The following is a 14,620-nucleotide window of genomic DNA, read 5'->3' as shown; positions in this document are numbered from 1 at the left end:
CGCTGACTCAGTCCTTCAGGACGAAATGCGCACTGCAGTACGGGCAATCGGCCTCGCCGTCCGCCTCGATGGGCAGGTACACCCGCGGATGCGAGTTCCACAGCGCCATCTCGGGCAGCGGGCAGCTCAGCGGCAGGTCGGCGCGGCTGACGGTGTAGCTGCGCTCGGCGTTGGCCTGGATGGAAGGATCCTGGGTGGCGGTCATGTGGGGAACTCGGCCGTGGAATGCGAACCCGGCCATTGTAGGGGCAACAGCCGAAGTCGTATCGCGCCCCTAGCGTGCGTTGGCGCCGGGCAGCTCGAACAGCAGCACCTCGCCACCGCCGCGGCCGCCGGCCAGGGCCAGCGCGCCTTCCTCGTCGACCAGGCCGACGGCATCACCGGTGCGCAGCACCTCCCCGCCCGAGACGATCTCCCCGGCGGCCACGTGCAGCCAGTAGCGCTGCTCGGGATCGAGGTCGAAGGCGGCCTCTTCCCCGGGACCCGTAGCCAGCCGGTACAGTCGCGCGTCCTGCCGGATCGCCAGGCTTCCGGCACTGCCGTCGGGCGAGGCCAGCAGCTGCCAGCCGGGGGCGTCGCTGGCCGGCCGGTGGGCATAGGCGGGCGTCGCGTTCACCTGGTCGGGCTGGATCCAGACCTGCAGGAAGTGCACCGCTTCGGTTGCCGAGGCGTTGTACTCGCTGTGTTCCACCCCGTGCCCCGCGCTCATCCATTGCAGTTCGCCGGGACCGATCACGCCCTCGGCCCCGCTGCTGTCGCGATGGGCCAGCCGGCCGGCCAGCACGTAACTGAGGATCTCCATGTTGGCGTGCCGGTGCGGCGCGAATCCGGCGCCCGGCGCGACCCGGTCCTCGTTGATCACCCGCAGCGCGCCAAAACCCATCCAGTGCGGGTCGTAGTACTGGCCGAAGGAGAAACTGTGGCGGCTGTCAAGCCAGTCGGCCGCGGCGGGACCACGGCCGCGGCTAGCGCTGGGGCGCTGGACGATCATGCGGCCGCCTTACTCGCCTTCCGGCGCCGGGACGGTCGCCTCGGTGGTGATGCGCAGCTTCACCTCGTCGCTGACGGTCGGGGCATACATGTCCAGGCCGAAGTCGCTGCGCAGGATGGTGGCTTCCGCGTCGAAGCCCGCCGCAGGCTGGCCGGTCATGGCGTGGTTGCCGACGCCGTTGACGGTGACCGCCATCTCGACCGGCCGGGTGATGCCGTGCATCGTCAGCTCGCCGGTCACCCGCAGGCGGTTGGCGCCCAGGGCCTGGACCGCGGTGCTGTTGAAGGTGACGTCGGGGTCCGTCGCGGCGTCGAAGAAGTCCGCCGTGCGCAGGTGGTCGTTGAACGCCTCCACGCCCGAGTCCATCCCCGAAAGCGGGATGCGCACCTGCACCGAGGAGGCCCCGACGTTGTCCGGGTCGTAGGTGACGGTGCCTTCGACCTGGCCGAAGTGGATGGTCGGGTTGGAGAACCCGAAGTGGTTCCACTGCGCGACCACCTCGGTGTGCGCCGGGTCCATGGTGTAGGTGATGGACTCGGCGTTGGCGGCGCCGGCGGCGCCGGCGAGCGCGGCGGCGAGGATGAGTTGCTTGAACATCGTGTTTCTCCTTGGTTCCCGGGTAAGCGAAGCGCACCCGGGATCACGCAGTCAGAGGATCCGCGCGGCCTCGTCAAAGGGCAGTCGCGGCGAGCGCGGGAACAGGGCGCCGGCATCGCCCTGGCCCAGGTTGACCAGCAGATTGGAGCGGATGCGGGTACCGGGAAAGAACTCGGCATCGACCCTGGCATGGTCGAAACCGACCATGGGACCGGTGTCCAGGCCCAGCGCGCGGGCCGCGAGGATCAGGTAGGCGCCCTGCATCGCGGCGTTCTGCAGGCCGATGCGGTCCAGCGCGGCATCGTCGGCGCCGGCGAACCAGGACTTGGCATCGGTGTGCGGGAACAGGAACGGGAGCTTTTCGGCGAAGTCCAGGTCGTGGCCGACGATCACGGTGACCGGGGCCTTCATGGTCTTTTCGCGGTTGCCTTCGCTCAGCGCCGGCTCCAGCCGGGCCTTGGCCTCGGCCGAGCGCACGAATACGAAGCGCGCCGGCCCCATGTTGGCGCTGGTCGGGCCCCACTTGAGCAGGTCGTAGAGGTCCCGCAGGGTCTGCTCGCCGATCTCCCCTCCCAGTACGTTGTGGGTGCGGGCGGTGCGGAACAGCTGGTCGAGGGACGAGGCGCCCAGGGCGTCTTGCGGGTTCATCGGGTCTGGTCTCCGGTTGGCGGCCGCGTCGTGCCGCGGCGAGGTGGACAAGTGTAGGGTCGCAATGACGGGCGCAAAGGGGGTGTCCCGGAACGTATTAACCACTCATATGGAACAATAGATGCCGACTTCCGCCGTTTGGACCATTACTGATGGCAATGCGGGGAATGTGCGCCAGGCGCACGCGCTGGCCGCCGCGCTCTCGCGTCCGATCCGCGACTGGACGCTGAAATCCCGGGCGCCGTGGCGCTGGGTCGCCCCGCGGCGACTGCCCGGTGCCGCCGGCGCCTTCGGCCACGGCTTCGCCGATGCGCTGTCCGCGCCTCCGGACCTGGCGATCGGCTGCGGCCGCCAGTCCGCCCTGGCCACCCGCCTGCTGCGCATCCGGGGCTCACGCGTGGTCCAGATCCTCGACCCGCGCCTGGACCCCCGGCACTGGGACCTGGTGGTGGCGCCGGAGCATGACGGGCTGGACGGGCCGAACGTGGTCCGCCTGCTGGGCAGCCTGCACCCGGTGGACGCGGCGTGGCTGATGCAGGCGCGCGAACACTACACCGCGCTGGCCACCCTGCCCCGGCCCCGCACCACCCTGCTGCTGGGCGGCAACAGTGGCCATGCACGCCTGGACGAGGGCTTCCTGCACGCCACCCTCGACGTGCTGCTGCGCCAGCTGAAGCTGGAGGGCGGGAGCCTGCTGGCGAGCACTTCCCGGCGCACCCCCGCGGGCTTCGCCAATGAACTGCGAAAGCGCCTGGCAGGCTACGAGAGCCTGGTCTGGACCGGCCCACAGGACGGCGGCAACCCCTATCCCGGGCTGCTCGCCCACGCCGACCGCATCGTCTGCACCGGTGACTCGGTGAACATGCTCTCGGAAGCCGCCGCCACCGCCGTCCCGGTCCACATCGCCGGCGCCGAGCGGGTGAGCGGGCGCCCGCGGCGCTTCATCGACAGCCTGCTCGGCGGCGGCCGTGCGCGGCTGTTGGGCGAGCGGATGGATGGCTATCCGGTCACTCCATTGCGGGAGACCGCGCGGGTGGCGGCGGAGGTGGAGCAACGGCTGCGGCGCTGAGCACGACCGCACGGGCCGCGACCAAGGCGGCATCGGGCACTACTAGCACCCGGCTCCTCCGGTCCAGCGAGCACTCCAGGGCGCGGCGCAACAGGGTGGCATGTGCTTGGCGCAAGGCCGCTCCGGTGTGGGCATCGAGCACCCCGGCCGCGAGGCAGGCCTCCATCAGCCCGGTGCTGTCGCGCGGCCGCAACAGCGCGCCATGGCGCGCGGCATGGGCCAGTACCCGGGCCTGCAACATGAATTCCAGGTCCACCAGCCCGCCGCGGCCGTGCTTGAGGTCGAAGCGGGCCGGGGGCGAGTCGCCGCGGCCACTGCGGTCGAGTTCGGCACGCATGCGCTCGCGCATCGCCCCGACCTCGGCGGCGACGCTCTGCGGTGTGCGCGGGCGCGACAGGACCTCGGCCCGGACCTGCTCGAAATCGGCGCACAGCGAGGGATCGCCGGCGATGCAGCGGGCACGCACCAGCGCCTGGTGCTCCCAGGTCCAGGCGCGGGCGAGCTGGTAATCGCGGTAACGGGCCAGCGTGGACACCAGCAGGCCCTTGGCCCCATCCGGCCGCAGCCGCACGTCGACCTCGTAGAGGTGGCCGGCCGCGGATGTCGCGCCCAGCAGGGCCACCAGTTTCTGTGCCAGCCGGGCGAACCAGCGCTGCGCCTCCAGCGGCCGCGCGCCATCGGATGCAGCGCCGGCCGGCGCGTCGTACAGAAACACCAGGTCCAGGTCGGAACCGAAGCCGAGCTCGCCGGCCCCCAGGCTGCCGTAGCCGAGCACGGCGAAGCGTGCCTGCGACACCGCGCCGTGTGCCGTCGCCATCTCGCGCCAGGCCAATGCCAGCACCCGCGCTACGACCCCGTCGGCCAGCCAGGCCAGCTGCCGGGCGCTTTCCACCGGACCCTGGCGCCCGTCGCGCAGTGCCATGGCGATGCGGAAGCCCAGCGCCTGGCGGACCTCGTTGAGCGCATTGAGCACGGTTTCGACATCGTTGCCCGCCGCGGCACCGGCGCGCGCGCAGGCATCCAGCACTTCCCCGCGCCCCGGCATCGGCCCGGACACCCGGGTGTCGAGCAGCTCGTCCAGCAGCAGCGGATGGGCGGCCAGCCGCTCGGCCAGCAGGGCGCTGTGCGAAACCACATCGAGCACCCGCTCCAGCGCGTCGGGCTGCTCGTCCAGCAAGGCCAGGTAGGCGCTGCGGCGCAGGATGTTCTGCAGCATCGCCAGCAGCCGGCGCAGGGCCAGCGTGCCTTGGCCGGAGTCCGCCGCGCCCTGCAGCAGCGCCGGCAGGATCCGGTCCAGCCGCGCCCGGCTCGCATCCGACAGGCCCCGCACCCCCGGGCCGCGGGCGAAGTCGCGCAGCAGCGCGTCGGCCACCCGCGGCTCGTCGAAACCGGCGGACGCCAGCTCATCCGGCTCACCCGCATCGGGCAGCGCGCGCCAGTACACCGCCAGCGCCGCCGGTGCCCTGGACTGGCCGCGCCCGCCCAGCAGGGCGTCGAATTCGGCGGATACCGCCGCGCGGTGGTGCTCCAGTGCGCCAAGCAGTTCCCGCCAGTCGGCAAAGTCCAGGCCACGGGCGATGCGCAGGCGGTCGAGCGGGTCCTCCGGCAATGCGTGCACCTGGTCGTCGCGCAGCATCTGCAGGCGGTTCTCCAGCCGCCGCAGGAAGCGGTAGGCAGCGCCAAGGACCCCGGCGGCTTCCGGTTCGATGTGATGCGCCTGCAGCAGTGCCTGCAACGCCGGCAGCAGGCCACGCCGGCGCAATGCCGGTTCGCGGCCGCCGCGGATCAGCTGCAGCGCCTGGACCAGGAACTCGATCTCGCGGATCCCGCCCGGCCCGCGCTTGATGTCATCCGCCAGGTCACGCCGGGCGACCTCGGCGCTCACCGCCGCCTTCATGTCGCGCAGTCCCTCCAGCGCGCCGAAGTCCAGGTAGCGGCGGTAGACGAAAGGCCGCAGGGCCGCGAGGAAGGCCTCGCCGGCGGCGGTGTCACCGGCGACCGGCCGTGCCTTTTGCCAGGCGTAGCGCTCCCAGTCGCGGCCTTCCTGCTGGAAATACAGCTCCATCGCCGCCAGCGACCAGGCGCTGCGCCCGGCACTGCCGTAGGGGCGCAGGCGCAGGTCGACCCGGTGGCAGAAACCCTCGGCGGTGTGCTCGCCCAACAGGCGCGCCAACTGCTGGCCCAGCCGCGAGAAGTACGGCTCCGGCGCGAGCGGGCGTGGCCCGTCGCTGGCCGCGGCGAGTCCGTCGGAGTCGTAGCCGTAGACCAGGTCGACGTCGGAGCTGAAGTTGAGCTCCCCGCCGCCCAGCTTGCCCAGGGCGAACACGATCAGCCGCCGCGGCGTGCCGTCGGTCGCGCGCAGCACCCCATGGCGGCCGGCGAAGTCGTGCTCGCAGGCGGCCAGCGCAATCTGCAGGCACTGCTCGGCCAGCGCGGTGCTCCCGGCGAGGGTGTCGGCAATGCCATCCAGGCCATTGATGTCGCGCCAGGCCAACCGGGCCGATTCGGCGCTGCGATAGCGGCGCAGCAGCGCCGGCCACCCGTCGGCGCCGTCCAGGCCGAGGACCGGCACCGGCAAGGGCCGCGCGCCATCATCGACCAGCAACTGCCGCAGCAGCCCGGGCTGCCGGACCAGGGTATCGAGCACGAAATCGCTGGCGGCCAGCACGCGGCGCACGCGCGGATCGTCCACGGGCCCGCCGCTCGCGGCGGACAGGCGAGCCAGACCACGTTCAACCAGCGGGTCCAGGGACGGTTCGGGCGACGCGAGGCTCATCGGCCCGGATCATCGCACGGCGGTCGGCCAAGGCCGGGCGGCGGAAAGTAAAAAGCCCGCTTCCGGTCGAAACCGGTAAGCGGGCCTGCTCCCTCCCCCACGTCGGGATGCGGGACCGATCGTGAACGAAGTGTTAGCGGAGTTGCACGCTGCAGTGCAAAAGAGAACCGGGCGTATCAGCAATTAGCCGGCGTGGTCGCAAGGCGGGCCTTTGTCCTGCAGGGGACGTCTACACCGGCCCATGTCGCCGGGACCCGCATCCTCTGCGCACTGCCTCGCCAGGCACCTTGAGGACCGCCACGTGTTCAAACGCGCACTGGGCATCGGGATGGCCTTCATCGGCCTGATCGTCGGGGCCGGATTCGCGTCCGGCCAGGAGATGCTGCAGTTCTTCGTGGCCTTCGGGACCCGGGGCATCGTGGGAGCGCTGATCGCGTCGGTGCTGATGATCATCAGCGGCATCGCCGCACTGCAGCTGGGCAGCTACCTGATGGCGAAGGAACACACGGTGGTCTTCCGGCGGGTGTCGAACCCCTGGGTGGCCTGGTTCCTGGACGCCACCACCATCGTCACGCTGTTCTCGATCGGCTTCGTCATGTTCGCCGGCGGGGGCTCCAACATGGCCCAGCAGTTCGACTGGCCGGTGTGGATCGGCGCCGGATTGACCCTGTTGGCGGTGCTGGTGGCCGGCATGGCCGACGTCCAGCGCGTCTCGACCATCATCGGTGCGATCACCCCGTTTATCATCCTCTTCATGGTCGGCGTCTCCGCCTGGATGCTGCTCACCTCCGACTACGACATCGCCGCGCTCAACCTGGCTACCGGGGAGGTGCAGACCAGCCTGCCGAACTGGTGGGTGGCCGCGCTGAACTATGTCGGCCTGTGCGCGATCACCGCGGTGTCGATGACCATCGTCATCGGCGGCAGCATGCTCGACACCCGGGCCGCCGGGCTGGGTGGGCTGATCGGCGGCGTCATGTACCTCGTGCTGCTGTTGCTGGCGGTGGTCGCGCTGTACCTCCAGGTCGACATCGTCGGCAGCGACGAACTGCCGATGCTGGCCCTGGTCAACGCGGTCCACCCCTGGCTCGGTGCCGCGATGTCGGTGGTGATCTTCGGGATGATCTTCAACACCGCATTGGGCATGTTCTATGCCCTGGGCAAGCGCCTGACCCGGGACCGGCCCGAGCGCTTCCGCATCGTCTACATCGCGTCCGTGCTGGTCGGCTTCGCCCTGAGCTTCGTCGGCTTCCGCGACCTGGTGTCCTATGTATACCCGGCGCTGGGCTACCTGGGCCTGGTGCTGATCGTGGTCATGGCGGTGGGCTGGATGCGCAGGCGGCGGCGGATCGGTGCGGAGATCGCCCGTCGCAGGCGCCTTCACCGGTTGGCCATGCGCCACCTGGACCCGGCCCGCGAATTCAGCCCCGAACACGCCACCGAGGTCCGCCGAATCACCCGCGAGTCCAACCTGCCGGACGCGGAGCTGCGCGAGGCGGTGCTGGCGGAGGTGGATGCGGTGCTGCGGAAGGACCCGGAGGTGGACTATCCGCCGCCCGACGGGGAAGACCCGGAGGAGTCGCGGGGGAAGCCGGGGGCGTAGCAGGGCCCATCGTACGGTCCGGAAAGCAGAAGACCCCGCCATCTGGCGGGGTCTTCCTTGGTGGAGCGGCCCAGTGCGGGCTGTGCGGCGGGCTTAGAAGCCCATGCCGCCCATGTCGCCCATGCCGCCGCCGGCCGGCATCGCCGGCTCTTCCTTCTTCGGCAGCTCGGCCACCATGGCCTCGGTGGTGATCATCAGGCCGGCGATCGACGCGGCGTTCTGCAGCGCGGTGCGGGTCACCTTGGTCGGGTCCAGGATGCCGAACTCGAGCATGTCGCCGTACTCGCCGTTGGCGGCGTTGTAGCCGTACGCGCCGCTGCCCTCGACGACCTTGTTGAGGATGACCGAGGGCTCCTCGCCGGCGTTGGCGACGATCTCGCGCAGCGGGGCCTCCATGGCACGCAGGGCGATGGTGATGCCGTGGTTCTGGTCCTCGTTGTCACCCTTGAGGTCGGCGATCGCGGTCCTGGCGCGCAGCAGCGCGACGCCACCGCCGGGGACGATGCCCTCCTCGACCGCCGCACGGGTGGCGTGCAGGGCGTCCTCGACGCGGGCCTTCTTCTCCTTCATCTCGACTTCGGTGGCGGCACCGACCTTGATGACGGCCACGCCGCCGGCCAGCTTGGCCACGCGCTCCTGCAGCTTCTCGCGGTCGTAGTCCGAGGAGGTCTCCTCGATCTGCGCCTTGATCTGCTTGATGCGCGCCTCGATGCCACCGGTGTCGCCGGCGCCGTCGATGATGGTGGTGTTCTCCTTGGAGACCTGCACCTTCTTGGCACGGCCGAGGTCGTCGATGGTCGCCTTGTCCAGCTGCAGGCCGACTTCCTCGCTGATCACGGTGCCGCCGGTCAGCACGGCCATGTCTTCCAGCATCGCCTTGCGACGGTCGCCGAAGCCCGGGGCCTTGACCGCCACGACCTTGACGATGCCGCGGATGGTGTTGACCACCAGGGTCGCCAGGGCCTCGCCCTCGACTTCCTCGGCGACGATCAGCAGCGGCTTGCCGGCCTTGGCCACGCCCTCGAGGACGGGCAGCAGGTCACGCACGTTGGAGATCTTCTTGTCGTGCAGCAGGATGAACGGGTCATCCAGCTCGGCCTGCATCGACTGCTGGTTGTTGATGAAGTACGGCGAGAGGTAGCCGCGGTCGAACTGCATGCCCTCCACCACGTCCAGCTCGTTGTCCAGGCCCGAGCCGTCCTCGACGGTGATCACGCCTTCCTTGCCGACCTTGTCCATCGCCTGGGCGATCAGCTCGCCGATGTTGGCATCGGAGTTGGCCGAGATGGTGCCGACCTGGGCGATCTCGCGCGAGGTCTCGGACGGGCGCGAGATGCTCTTGAGCTCGGCCACGGCCGCGGTCACGGCCTTGTCGATGCCGCGCTTGAGGTCCATCGGGTTCATGCCGGCGGCGACCGCCTTCATGCCCTCGCGGATGAAGGCCTGGGCCAGCACGGTCGCGGTGGTGGTGCCGTCACCGGCGTTGTCGGAGGTCCTGGAAGCGACTTCCTTGACCATCTGCGCGCCCATGTTCTCGAACTTGTCCTGCAGTTCGATTTCCTTGGCGACGGACACGCCGTCCTTGGTGATGGTCGGGGCGCCGAAGCTCTTGTCGAGCACGACGTTGCGGCCCTTCGGGCCGAGGGTGGCCTTGACGGCATTGGCAAGCGTATTGACGCCGCGCACCATCTTGGAGCGCGCGTCTTCGCCGAAGCGGATTTCCTTGGCAGCCATTTGGATCAACTCCGTAAATCTGGAATGGGGAAAGAATCAGGGGTGCGGCGGGCCGCTCAGCCCAGGGTCGCGAAGATGTCGTCTTCCTTGACCACCAGGTAGTCGACGCCGTCGAGCTTGACCTCGGTGCCGCTGTACTTGCCGAACAGCACCTTGTCGCCGACCTTCACCTTCGGTGCGCGCAGGCTGCCGTTGTCCAGCGCCTTGCCCTCGCCCACGGCCACGACTTCGCCGCGGATCGGCTTCTCGGTAGCCGAGTCCGGGATGACGATGCCGCCGGCGGACATCTTTTCTTCTTCCATGCGCTTGATGACCACGCGGTCGTAGAGCGGCTTGATGTTCATTGCATAGCCTCGCAAATGGACTGATGTGGTTGGAACGTTGTGTGGTTTCCGCGCCGGGGCAGTGACCCCGCCGCGTGCCCGGAGACCGGGACTGAACCCCAGATGGGGCGGGCCGGGTGGCTTTCAAGGGGCAGGCGGCAAATGAAGCGCGGTACCGGCGGGTGCACAGGCAAAAAAGGGGTGCGCTCCCTGCGGAACGCACCCCTTCTGGTATTCGGGACCGGCTTCCAAGCTCGGCGCGATCCGGCGCCTCTCCCCTGAATCCACCCCCCTTGGCAAACCGACATCCTGTCAGCCTGCGGCGATTATGGACACACTGCGTCAACATTGCACTTTTCTGTGACCCGGCCGCATTGACTTCCGGCGATACAATCGCGGCATGAGCGTCGTCATCGTCTATTGCACCTGCCCTGACGCCGACAGCGCCGCGGGCCTGGCCCGCGACCTGGTCGAAACGCGCCTGGCCGCCTGCGTCACCCGGATCCCGGGCACGCGCTCGTGCTACCGCTGGCAGGGGCAGGTCGAAGAGGCGACCGAGGAACTGCTGATGATCAAGACCACTTCCGGGCGCCTGGAAGCGCTGGAGCGCAGGGTGCACGAGCTGCATCCCTACGACGTGCCCGAACTGCTGACCGTCCCGGCCGGGGGCAGTCGCGGATATCTCGACTGGGTCCGGACCGAAGTCGCCGCGACGGACCCGGCTTGACTGTCTGCTCCTGGCTAATGCCTGCTTAATCGCGGCGCGCGACCATCGGTCGGCCCGCCAGTTGCCCGGACACCGCAATCCATGATCCGCACCCCCGAAATCCACCGCCGTGCCCGCCGCGCCGGCCGCATGCTCCTGGCCCTGTGCGCGGCGCTGCTCCTGCTGCCCGCCACCGCAGCTGCGGTGAGCCCGGACGACCTGCTGCCGGTCGACGAGGCGTTCCGTCTGCAGGCGAGCGCCGCCGGACCCGGCGCCATCGAGCTGCGTTGGGAGATCGCCGACGGCTACTACCTGTATCGGCACCGCACCTCGGCGGAGGCCGGGGAGGGATTCGATGCCGGGGCCCTGCGGCTGCCCGACGGCATTGCCCACGAGGACGAGTTCTTCGGCCCGGTGGAGACCTACCGCGACCAGTTGGTGGCCACCCTGCCCGGCACGCCACGGGGCACGGGCACGACGCTGACGGTGAAGTACCAGGGCTGCGCCGACCTGGGCATCTGCTATCCGCCACAGACCCGCACGGTGGAGGTAGCCCTGCCGGGCGGGGCCCGCGGCCGCCTGTCAGGGCTGCTGTCCGGCGGCCTGGGCAGCAATTCGTTGCCCGGCGGCAACACCGGTGGGCTGCTCGGCGGCGGCAATGACCCGCTGCCGGAGCAGCAGGCGTTCTCGGTCGAGGCCATCGCCGATGGCGGCAACGGCCTGCTGGTGCGCCTGGCCCCGGCGCCGGGCTATTACATCTATCGCGACCAGACCGGATTCAAGCTGCCGGGCGACGGCCTGGCGGTCGGCGCGGTCGACTGGCCGCGCGGGGTGGCACACAACGACGAGTTCTTCGGCGACACCACTGTCTACCGGCAGCCGGTGGACGTCCCGGTGGAGGTGCTGCGCGAACACCCCGGCCCGCTCGCGGCCACGCTGGTGGTGTCCTTGCAGGGCTGCCAGGACGACGGCATCTGCTATCCGCCGATGACCCGGACCCTGGAAGTCTCGCTGCCAGCCGGGGAGCTGCGGGCGGCGGCAGCGGCCGCGCCCGTGGGCGACGCGCCGCCGCCTGCCGGCGACGGCGCGGACGGCGCGGCGACGGCGGAGGCAGGGGCTCCGGAGTCCCCGGAGGCGGCCGGCAAAGCGGCCGACGGAACCCCCGCCGCCGGTTCCGGCGCCGGTTCCGCCGTGGAACGCAGCCGTCCGCCTGCCGGCGTGGTCCGTGGCGGTCTCGCCGAGGGCGGCCCGGGGCTCCTGGCGGTGCTGCTGCTGGCCGTGATCGGCGGTCTGATCCTCAACCTCATGCCCTGCGTATTGCCGGTGCTCTCGCTCAAGGCACTGTCGCTGGCCAGCGGCGACGGCAGCCACGCCGGGGCCCGCCGCCAGGCGCTCTGGTACACCGCCGGCGTGCTGGCCTCCTTCGCCGCGCTCGGCGCGCTGGCACTGGGCCTGCGCCAGGCGGGACTGGCACTGGGCTGGGGCTTCCAGTTGCAGCAGCCCCTGGTGGTCGCACTGCTGGCGCTGCTGATGTTCGCCCTGGGCCTGAGCCTGTCGGGCCTGTGGCACGTGGGCGGCCGCTGGACCGGCATCGGCCACGGGTTGGCGACCCGCTCGGGACCCGCCGGCGACTTCTTCACCGGCGTGCTGGCGGTGGTCGTGGCGACCCCCTGCACGGCGCCGTTCATGGGTGCGGCGCTGGCTTGGGCGTTCGCCGCCCCACCCGCACTGGCGATCATGGTGTTCCTGGCGCTGGGCGTGGGCCTGGCACTGCCGTTCCTGCTGATCGGCCTGGTGCCGTCGCTGGCAGGGCGCCTGCCGCGGCCCGGCGCGTGGATGGACACCTTCAAGCAACTGCTGGCCTTCCCGCTGTACCTGACCGCGGCCTGGCTGGTGTGGGTGCTGGCGCGCCAGCGCGGCGCCGATGCAGTGGGGCTGTGGCTGCTGGCGGCGGTGCTGCTGGCGTTCGCGGCCTGGGCGTGGACCCGGTCGCGCCTGGGCGCCCCGCGCCGGTGGTTGCCCGCCGTGGTCCTGGCGCTGCTGGCAATGGGCTGGCCGCTGCATGCGGTCCACGTCATGCCACGTCCGCAGGCCACCGCGGCCGCCCCGGATGCGGCCGGGAGCGAGCCGTTCTCCGAGGCCCGGCTGGCGGAGCTGCGCGAGTCGGGGCGGCCGGTGTTCGTCAACATCACCGCCGACTGGTGCGTGACCTGCAAGGCCAACGAGCGCACGGTGCTCGCGCGCGACGGTTTCCGCCAGGCGCTGGCGAAAGCGGACGCGGCCTACCTGGTCGGCGACTGGACCGATGTCGACCCCGACCTGACCCGCTACCTGCAGCGCCACGGCGCGGTCGGCGTGCCGCTGTACGTGGTCTACCCCGCCAGCGGTGCCGGGCCGCAGGTGCTGCCGATCGTGCTCACCCCCGAAACCGTCCGCGAGGCGCTCGAACAGGCGGCGGGGGGAGCGGCGTGAGCGGCAACCGGAAGATCCTGCTGGTCGCGTTCGCCGCCGCGATCGCAGGGGGTGCTGCCGGACTGCTGATCAACGGCCCTGGCCCGCTGCTGGGCAGCGAGCCGGGCCAGCGCGCGCTGCAGCAGCTGGCCGCCGCCGGCGCACCCGCGCCGCCGGACGGACTGGAAGTCGCCGGGCGCGGCGACCGGATCCCGGCCCTGGAGTTGCCCGGCCTCGATGGGAAGACCGTGCGCCTGCCTGACGGCGGCGGCCGGCCGCTGCTGATCAACTATTGGGCCAGCTGGTGCGCCCCTTGCATCGAGGAGATGCCGGAACTGGACCGCTTCGCCGCCAGCCAGGGGGCGGATGGCGTGGAAGTGGTCGGTATCGCGCTGGACGAGGCCGGGGCAGTACGGGGGTTCCTGGAACGGGTCCCGGTTAGTTACCGGATCCTGCTCGACCGGCCCGGACCGTCCGACACCAGCGTGCAGCTGGGCAACCCGGCCGGGGTGCTGCCGTACACGGTGCTGGTCGATGCCGACGGCGTGCTGCGGCGGCAGAAGATCGGGCCGTTCGGCGACGGCGAGGTCGACGGCTGGGTCGACCTGTAGAAATTCAAACAGGCGATTAAAGCACGACATCTTCGGCGAACCTGCGGCGAATTTCTGGACAGCCGCGGCCGCCTCCGCCACACTCCCGGCTTTCCCGTGGCCCGCCCCGATGGCGAAACTGCTGGTACTGCACGGTCCCAACCTCAACCTGCTCGGCACCCGCGAGCCGGAAGTCTACGGCCGTGCCACGCTGGCGCAGATCGATGCCGGGCTGCAGCAGGTCGCCGAGGCCGCCGGCCACCGGCTGCAGTGCTTCCAGTCCAACGCCGAGCACGCGCTGGTGGACCGGGTGCAGGCGGCGGCCGGTGACGGCACCGCCTGTATCGTGATCAACCCGGCGGCCTTCACCCACACCTCGATCGCCCTGCGCGACGCGCTGGCGGCGGTCGCCATTCCCTTCTACGAAGTGCACCTGTCCAACCCGAATGCACGCGAGCCGTTCCGCCGGCACAGCTACTTCAGCGACCTGGCCCTCGGGGTGGTCGCCGGGCTGGGCGCCAACGGATACCGGCATGCACTTGAAGCCGCCATCGCGCGGCTGGCCACGGACCCGGCCTGACCTGACCCCGGCTGCCGCGCCCGCGCGGCGCCCTTCATCCAGAGACAAGAGGCGCCATCCATGGACCTGCGCAAGATCAAGAAGCTCATCGACCTGCTTGAAGACTCCAACCTCGCCGAGATCGAGATCCGCGAAGGCGAGGAGTCGGTACGCCTGGCCCGCGCGCCGGTCGCCGGCGCCCCCGCCTACGCCGTCCCGGCGGTGCCCACCCAGGTGATGCCGATGAGCTCGCCGGTGCAGGCCGCCACCGGCGGCCGCCCGCAGCAGCAGGCGGCGGCCGATGCCGCCCCGGCCGGCCAGGAACTGCCCGAAGGCCACGTGGTGCGCGCACCAATGGTCGGCACCTTCTACGCCGCCTCGTCCCCGGACAAGCCGCCCTTCGTCACCGTCGGCCAGCAGGTCAAGGAAGGCGACACGCTGGGCATCATCGAGGCGATGAAGATGTTCAACCCGATCGAGGCCGACGCCTCCGGCACCGTGCTGAAGGTGGTGCCGGAGAACGGCGAACCGGTCGAGTTCGACCAGCCGCTGTTCGTGATCGGGTAAGCGGCC

Annotated in this window: 14 protein-coding genes; 7 read left to right on the top strand and 7 right to left on the bottom strand. The window is 70.6% G+C overall.

What is annotated here, in order from left to right; genetic code table 11:
- Positions 1–7: 7 nt before the first annotated feature.
- From LY625_RS12360 to LY625_RS12345, 4 genes are all read right to left on the bottom strand, one after another.
- The gene (locus LY625_RS12360) at positions 8–205 is read right to left on the bottom strand and encodes a zinc-finger domain-containing protein (RefSeq protein WP_233740611.1); all 198 of its coding nucleotides are present in this window, start codon (positions 203–205) and stop codon (positions 8–10) included.
- Between the two features lie 69 nt (positions 206–274).
- Positions 275–991, bottom strand: coding sequence for a pirin family protein (locus tag LY625_RS12355; protein WP_233740610.1), 717 nt, complete (start codon positions 989–991; stop codon positions 275–277).
- Between the two features lie 9 nt (positions 992–1,000).
- Positions 1,001–1,588 (bottom strand): YceI family protein, encoded by a 588-nt coding sequence (locus tag LY625_RS12350; protein ID WP_233740609.1) that lies wholly within the window; start codon positions 1,586–1,588, stop codon positions 1,001–1,003.
- Positions 1,589–1,639: 51 nt separating this feature from the next.
- A complete protein-coding gene (locus LY625_RS12345; protein WP_233740608.1) occupies positions 1,640–2,236 on the bottom strand; it encodes a malonic semialdehyde reductase in 597 nt (198 codons plus the stop codon).
- 121 nt (positions 2,237–2,357) lie between these two features.
- On the opposite strand from LY625_RS12345, the gene LY625_RS12340 reads away from it, so the two are divergent.
- A complete protein-coding gene (locus tag LY625_RS12340; protein ID WP_233740607.1) occupies positions 2,358–3,305 on the top strand; it encodes a mitochondrial fission ELM1 family protein in 948 nt (315 codons plus the stop codon).
- Here the strand turns inward: LY625_RS12340 and glnE are convergent.
- Positions 3,244–6,081 carry a bifunctional [glutamate--ammonia ligase]-adenylyl-L-tyrosine phosphorylase/[glutamate--ammonia-ligase] adenylyltransferase gene (gene glnE, locus LY625_RS12335; RefSeq protein WP_233740606.1) on the bottom strand — a complete coding sequence of 946 codons (2,838 nt, stop codon included), beginning with the start codon at positions 6,079–6,081 and terminating at the stop codon, positions 3,244–3,246. The genes LY625_RS12340 and glnE overlap by 62 nt on opposite strands.
- Before the next feature lie 301 nt (positions 6,082–6,382).
- Here glnE and LY625_RS12330 point away from each other — a divergent pair, with 301 nt between their 5' ends.
- Complete coding sequence (locus tag LY625_RS12330) at positions 6,383–7,684, top strand: hypothetical protein (protein ID WP_233740605.1); 1,302 nt, start codon at positions 6,383–6,385, stop codon at positions 7,682–7,684.
- A gap of 93 nt (positions 7,685–7,777) precedes the next feature.
- On the opposite strand, the gene groL is transcribed toward LY625_RS12330, so the two are convergent.
- Entirely contained in the window at positions 7,778–9,418 is a 1,641-nt protein-coding gene (gene groL, locus LY625_RS12325) for a chaperonin GroEL (protein WP_233740604.1), read from the bottom strand.
- A 56-nt stretch (positions 9,419–9,474) separates the two neighbouring features.
- Complete coding sequence (groES, locus tag LY625_RS12320; RefSeq protein WP_233740603.1) at positions 9,475–9,762, bottom strand: co-chaperone GroES; 288 nt, start codon at positions 9,760–9,762, stop codon at positions 9,475–9,477.
- 379 nt (positions 9,763–10,141) lie between these two features.
- On the opposite strand from groES, the gene cutA reads away from it, so the two are divergent.
- From cutA to accB, 5 genes are all read left to right on the top strand, one after another.
- Complete coding sequence (gene cutA / locus LY625_RS12315) at positions 10,142–10,468, top strand: divalent-cation tolerance protein CutA (protein WP_233740602.1); 327 nt, start codon at positions 10,142–10,144, stop codon at positions 10,466–10,468.
- A 129-nt stretch (positions 10,469–10,597) separates the two neighbouring features.
- Positions 10,598–12,919, top strand: a complete 2,322-nt coding sequence (locus tag LY625_RS12310) for a protein-disulfide reductase DsbD (protein WP_233740634.1) — start codon at positions 10,598–10,600, stop codon at positions 12,917–12,919.
- 86 nt (positions 12,920–13,005) lie between these two features.
- The gene (locus LY625_RS12305) at positions 13,006–13,509 is read left to right on the top strand and encodes a TlpA disulfide reductase family protein (RefSeq protein ID WP_233740633.1); all 504 of its coding nucleotides are present in this window, start codon (positions 13,006–13,008) and stop codon (positions 13,507–13,509) included.
- 109 nt (positions 13,510–13,618) lie between these two features.
- Positions 13,619–14,068, top strand: coding sequence for a type II 3-dehydroquinate dehydratase (gene aroQ, locus LY625_RS12300; RefSeq protein WP_233740601.1), 450 nt, complete (start codon positions 13,619–13,621; stop codon positions 14,066–14,068).
- A gap of 60 nt (positions 14,069–14,128) precedes the next feature.
- Complete coding sequence (gene accB / locus LY625_RS12295) at positions 14,129–14,614, top strand: acetyl-CoA carboxylase biotin carboxyl carrier protein (protein ID WP_233740600.1); 486 nt, start codon at positions 14,129–14,131, stop codon at positions 14,612–14,614.
- The last annotated feature ends 6 nt before the right edge of the window (positions 14,615–14,620 follow it).

Origin of the sequence: Lysobacter sp. GX 14042 (assembly GCF_021390425.1) — a bacterium.
In the GTDB taxonomy this organism is placed as follows: Bacteria; Pseudomonadota; Gammaproteobacteria; order Xanthomonadales; family Xanthomonadaceae; genus Novilysobacter.
The sequence above is the reverse complement of the archived record's forward strand: the minus strand, read 5'-3'. Positions and strand labels throughout refer to the sequence as shown.

Bases quoted from the DNA above. Each gene is read 5' to 3' on its own strand.
- cutA (WP_233740602.1), top strand. From the start codon at position 10,142: ATGAGCGTCGTCATCGTCTATTGCACCTGCCCTGACGCCGACAGCGCC.
- LY625_RS12340 (WP_233740607.1), top strand. From the start codon at position 2,358: ATGCCGACTTCCGCCGTTTGGACCATTACTGATGGCAATGCGGGGAAT.
- LY625_RS12360 (WP_233740611.1), bottom strand. From the start codon at position 205: ATGACCGCCACCCAGGATCCTTCCATCCAGGCCAACGCCGAGCGCAGC.
- groL (WP_233740604.1), bottom strand. From the start codon at position 9,418: ATGGCTGCCAAGGAAATCCGCTTCGGCGAAGACGCGCGCTCCAAGATG.
- LY625_RS12350 (WP_233740609.1), bottom strand. From the start codon at position 1,588: ATGTTCAAGCAACTCATCCTCGCCGCCGCGCTCGCCGGCGCCGCCGGC.
- LY625_RS12310 (WP_233740634.1), top strand. From the start codon at position 10,598: ATGCTCCTGGCCCTGTGCGCGGCGCTGCTCCTGCTGCCCGCCACCGCA.
- accB (WP_233740600.1), top strand. From the start codon at position 14,129: ATGGACCTGCGCAAGATCAAGAAGCTCATCGACCTGCTTGAAGACTCC.
- groES (WP_233740603.1), bottom strand. From the start codon at position 9,762: ATGAACATCAAGCCGCTCTACGACCGCGTGGTCATCAAGCGCATGGAA.
- LY625_RS12345 (WP_233740608.1), bottom strand. From the start codon at position 2,236: ATGAACCCGCAAGACGCCCTGGGCGCCTCGTCCCTCGACCAGCTGTTC.
- glnE (WP_233740606.1), bottom strand. From the start codon at position 6,081: ATGAGCCTCGCGTCGCCCGAACCGTCCCTGGACCCGCTGGTTGAACGT.
- aroQ (WP_233740601.1), top strand. From the start codon at position 13,619: ATGGCGAAACTGCTGGTACTGCACGGTCCCAACCTCAACCTGCTCGGC.
- LY625_RS12355 (WP_233740610.1), bottom strand. From the start codon at position 991: ATGATCGTCCAGCGCCCCAGCGCTAGCCGCGGCCGTGGTCCCGCCGCG.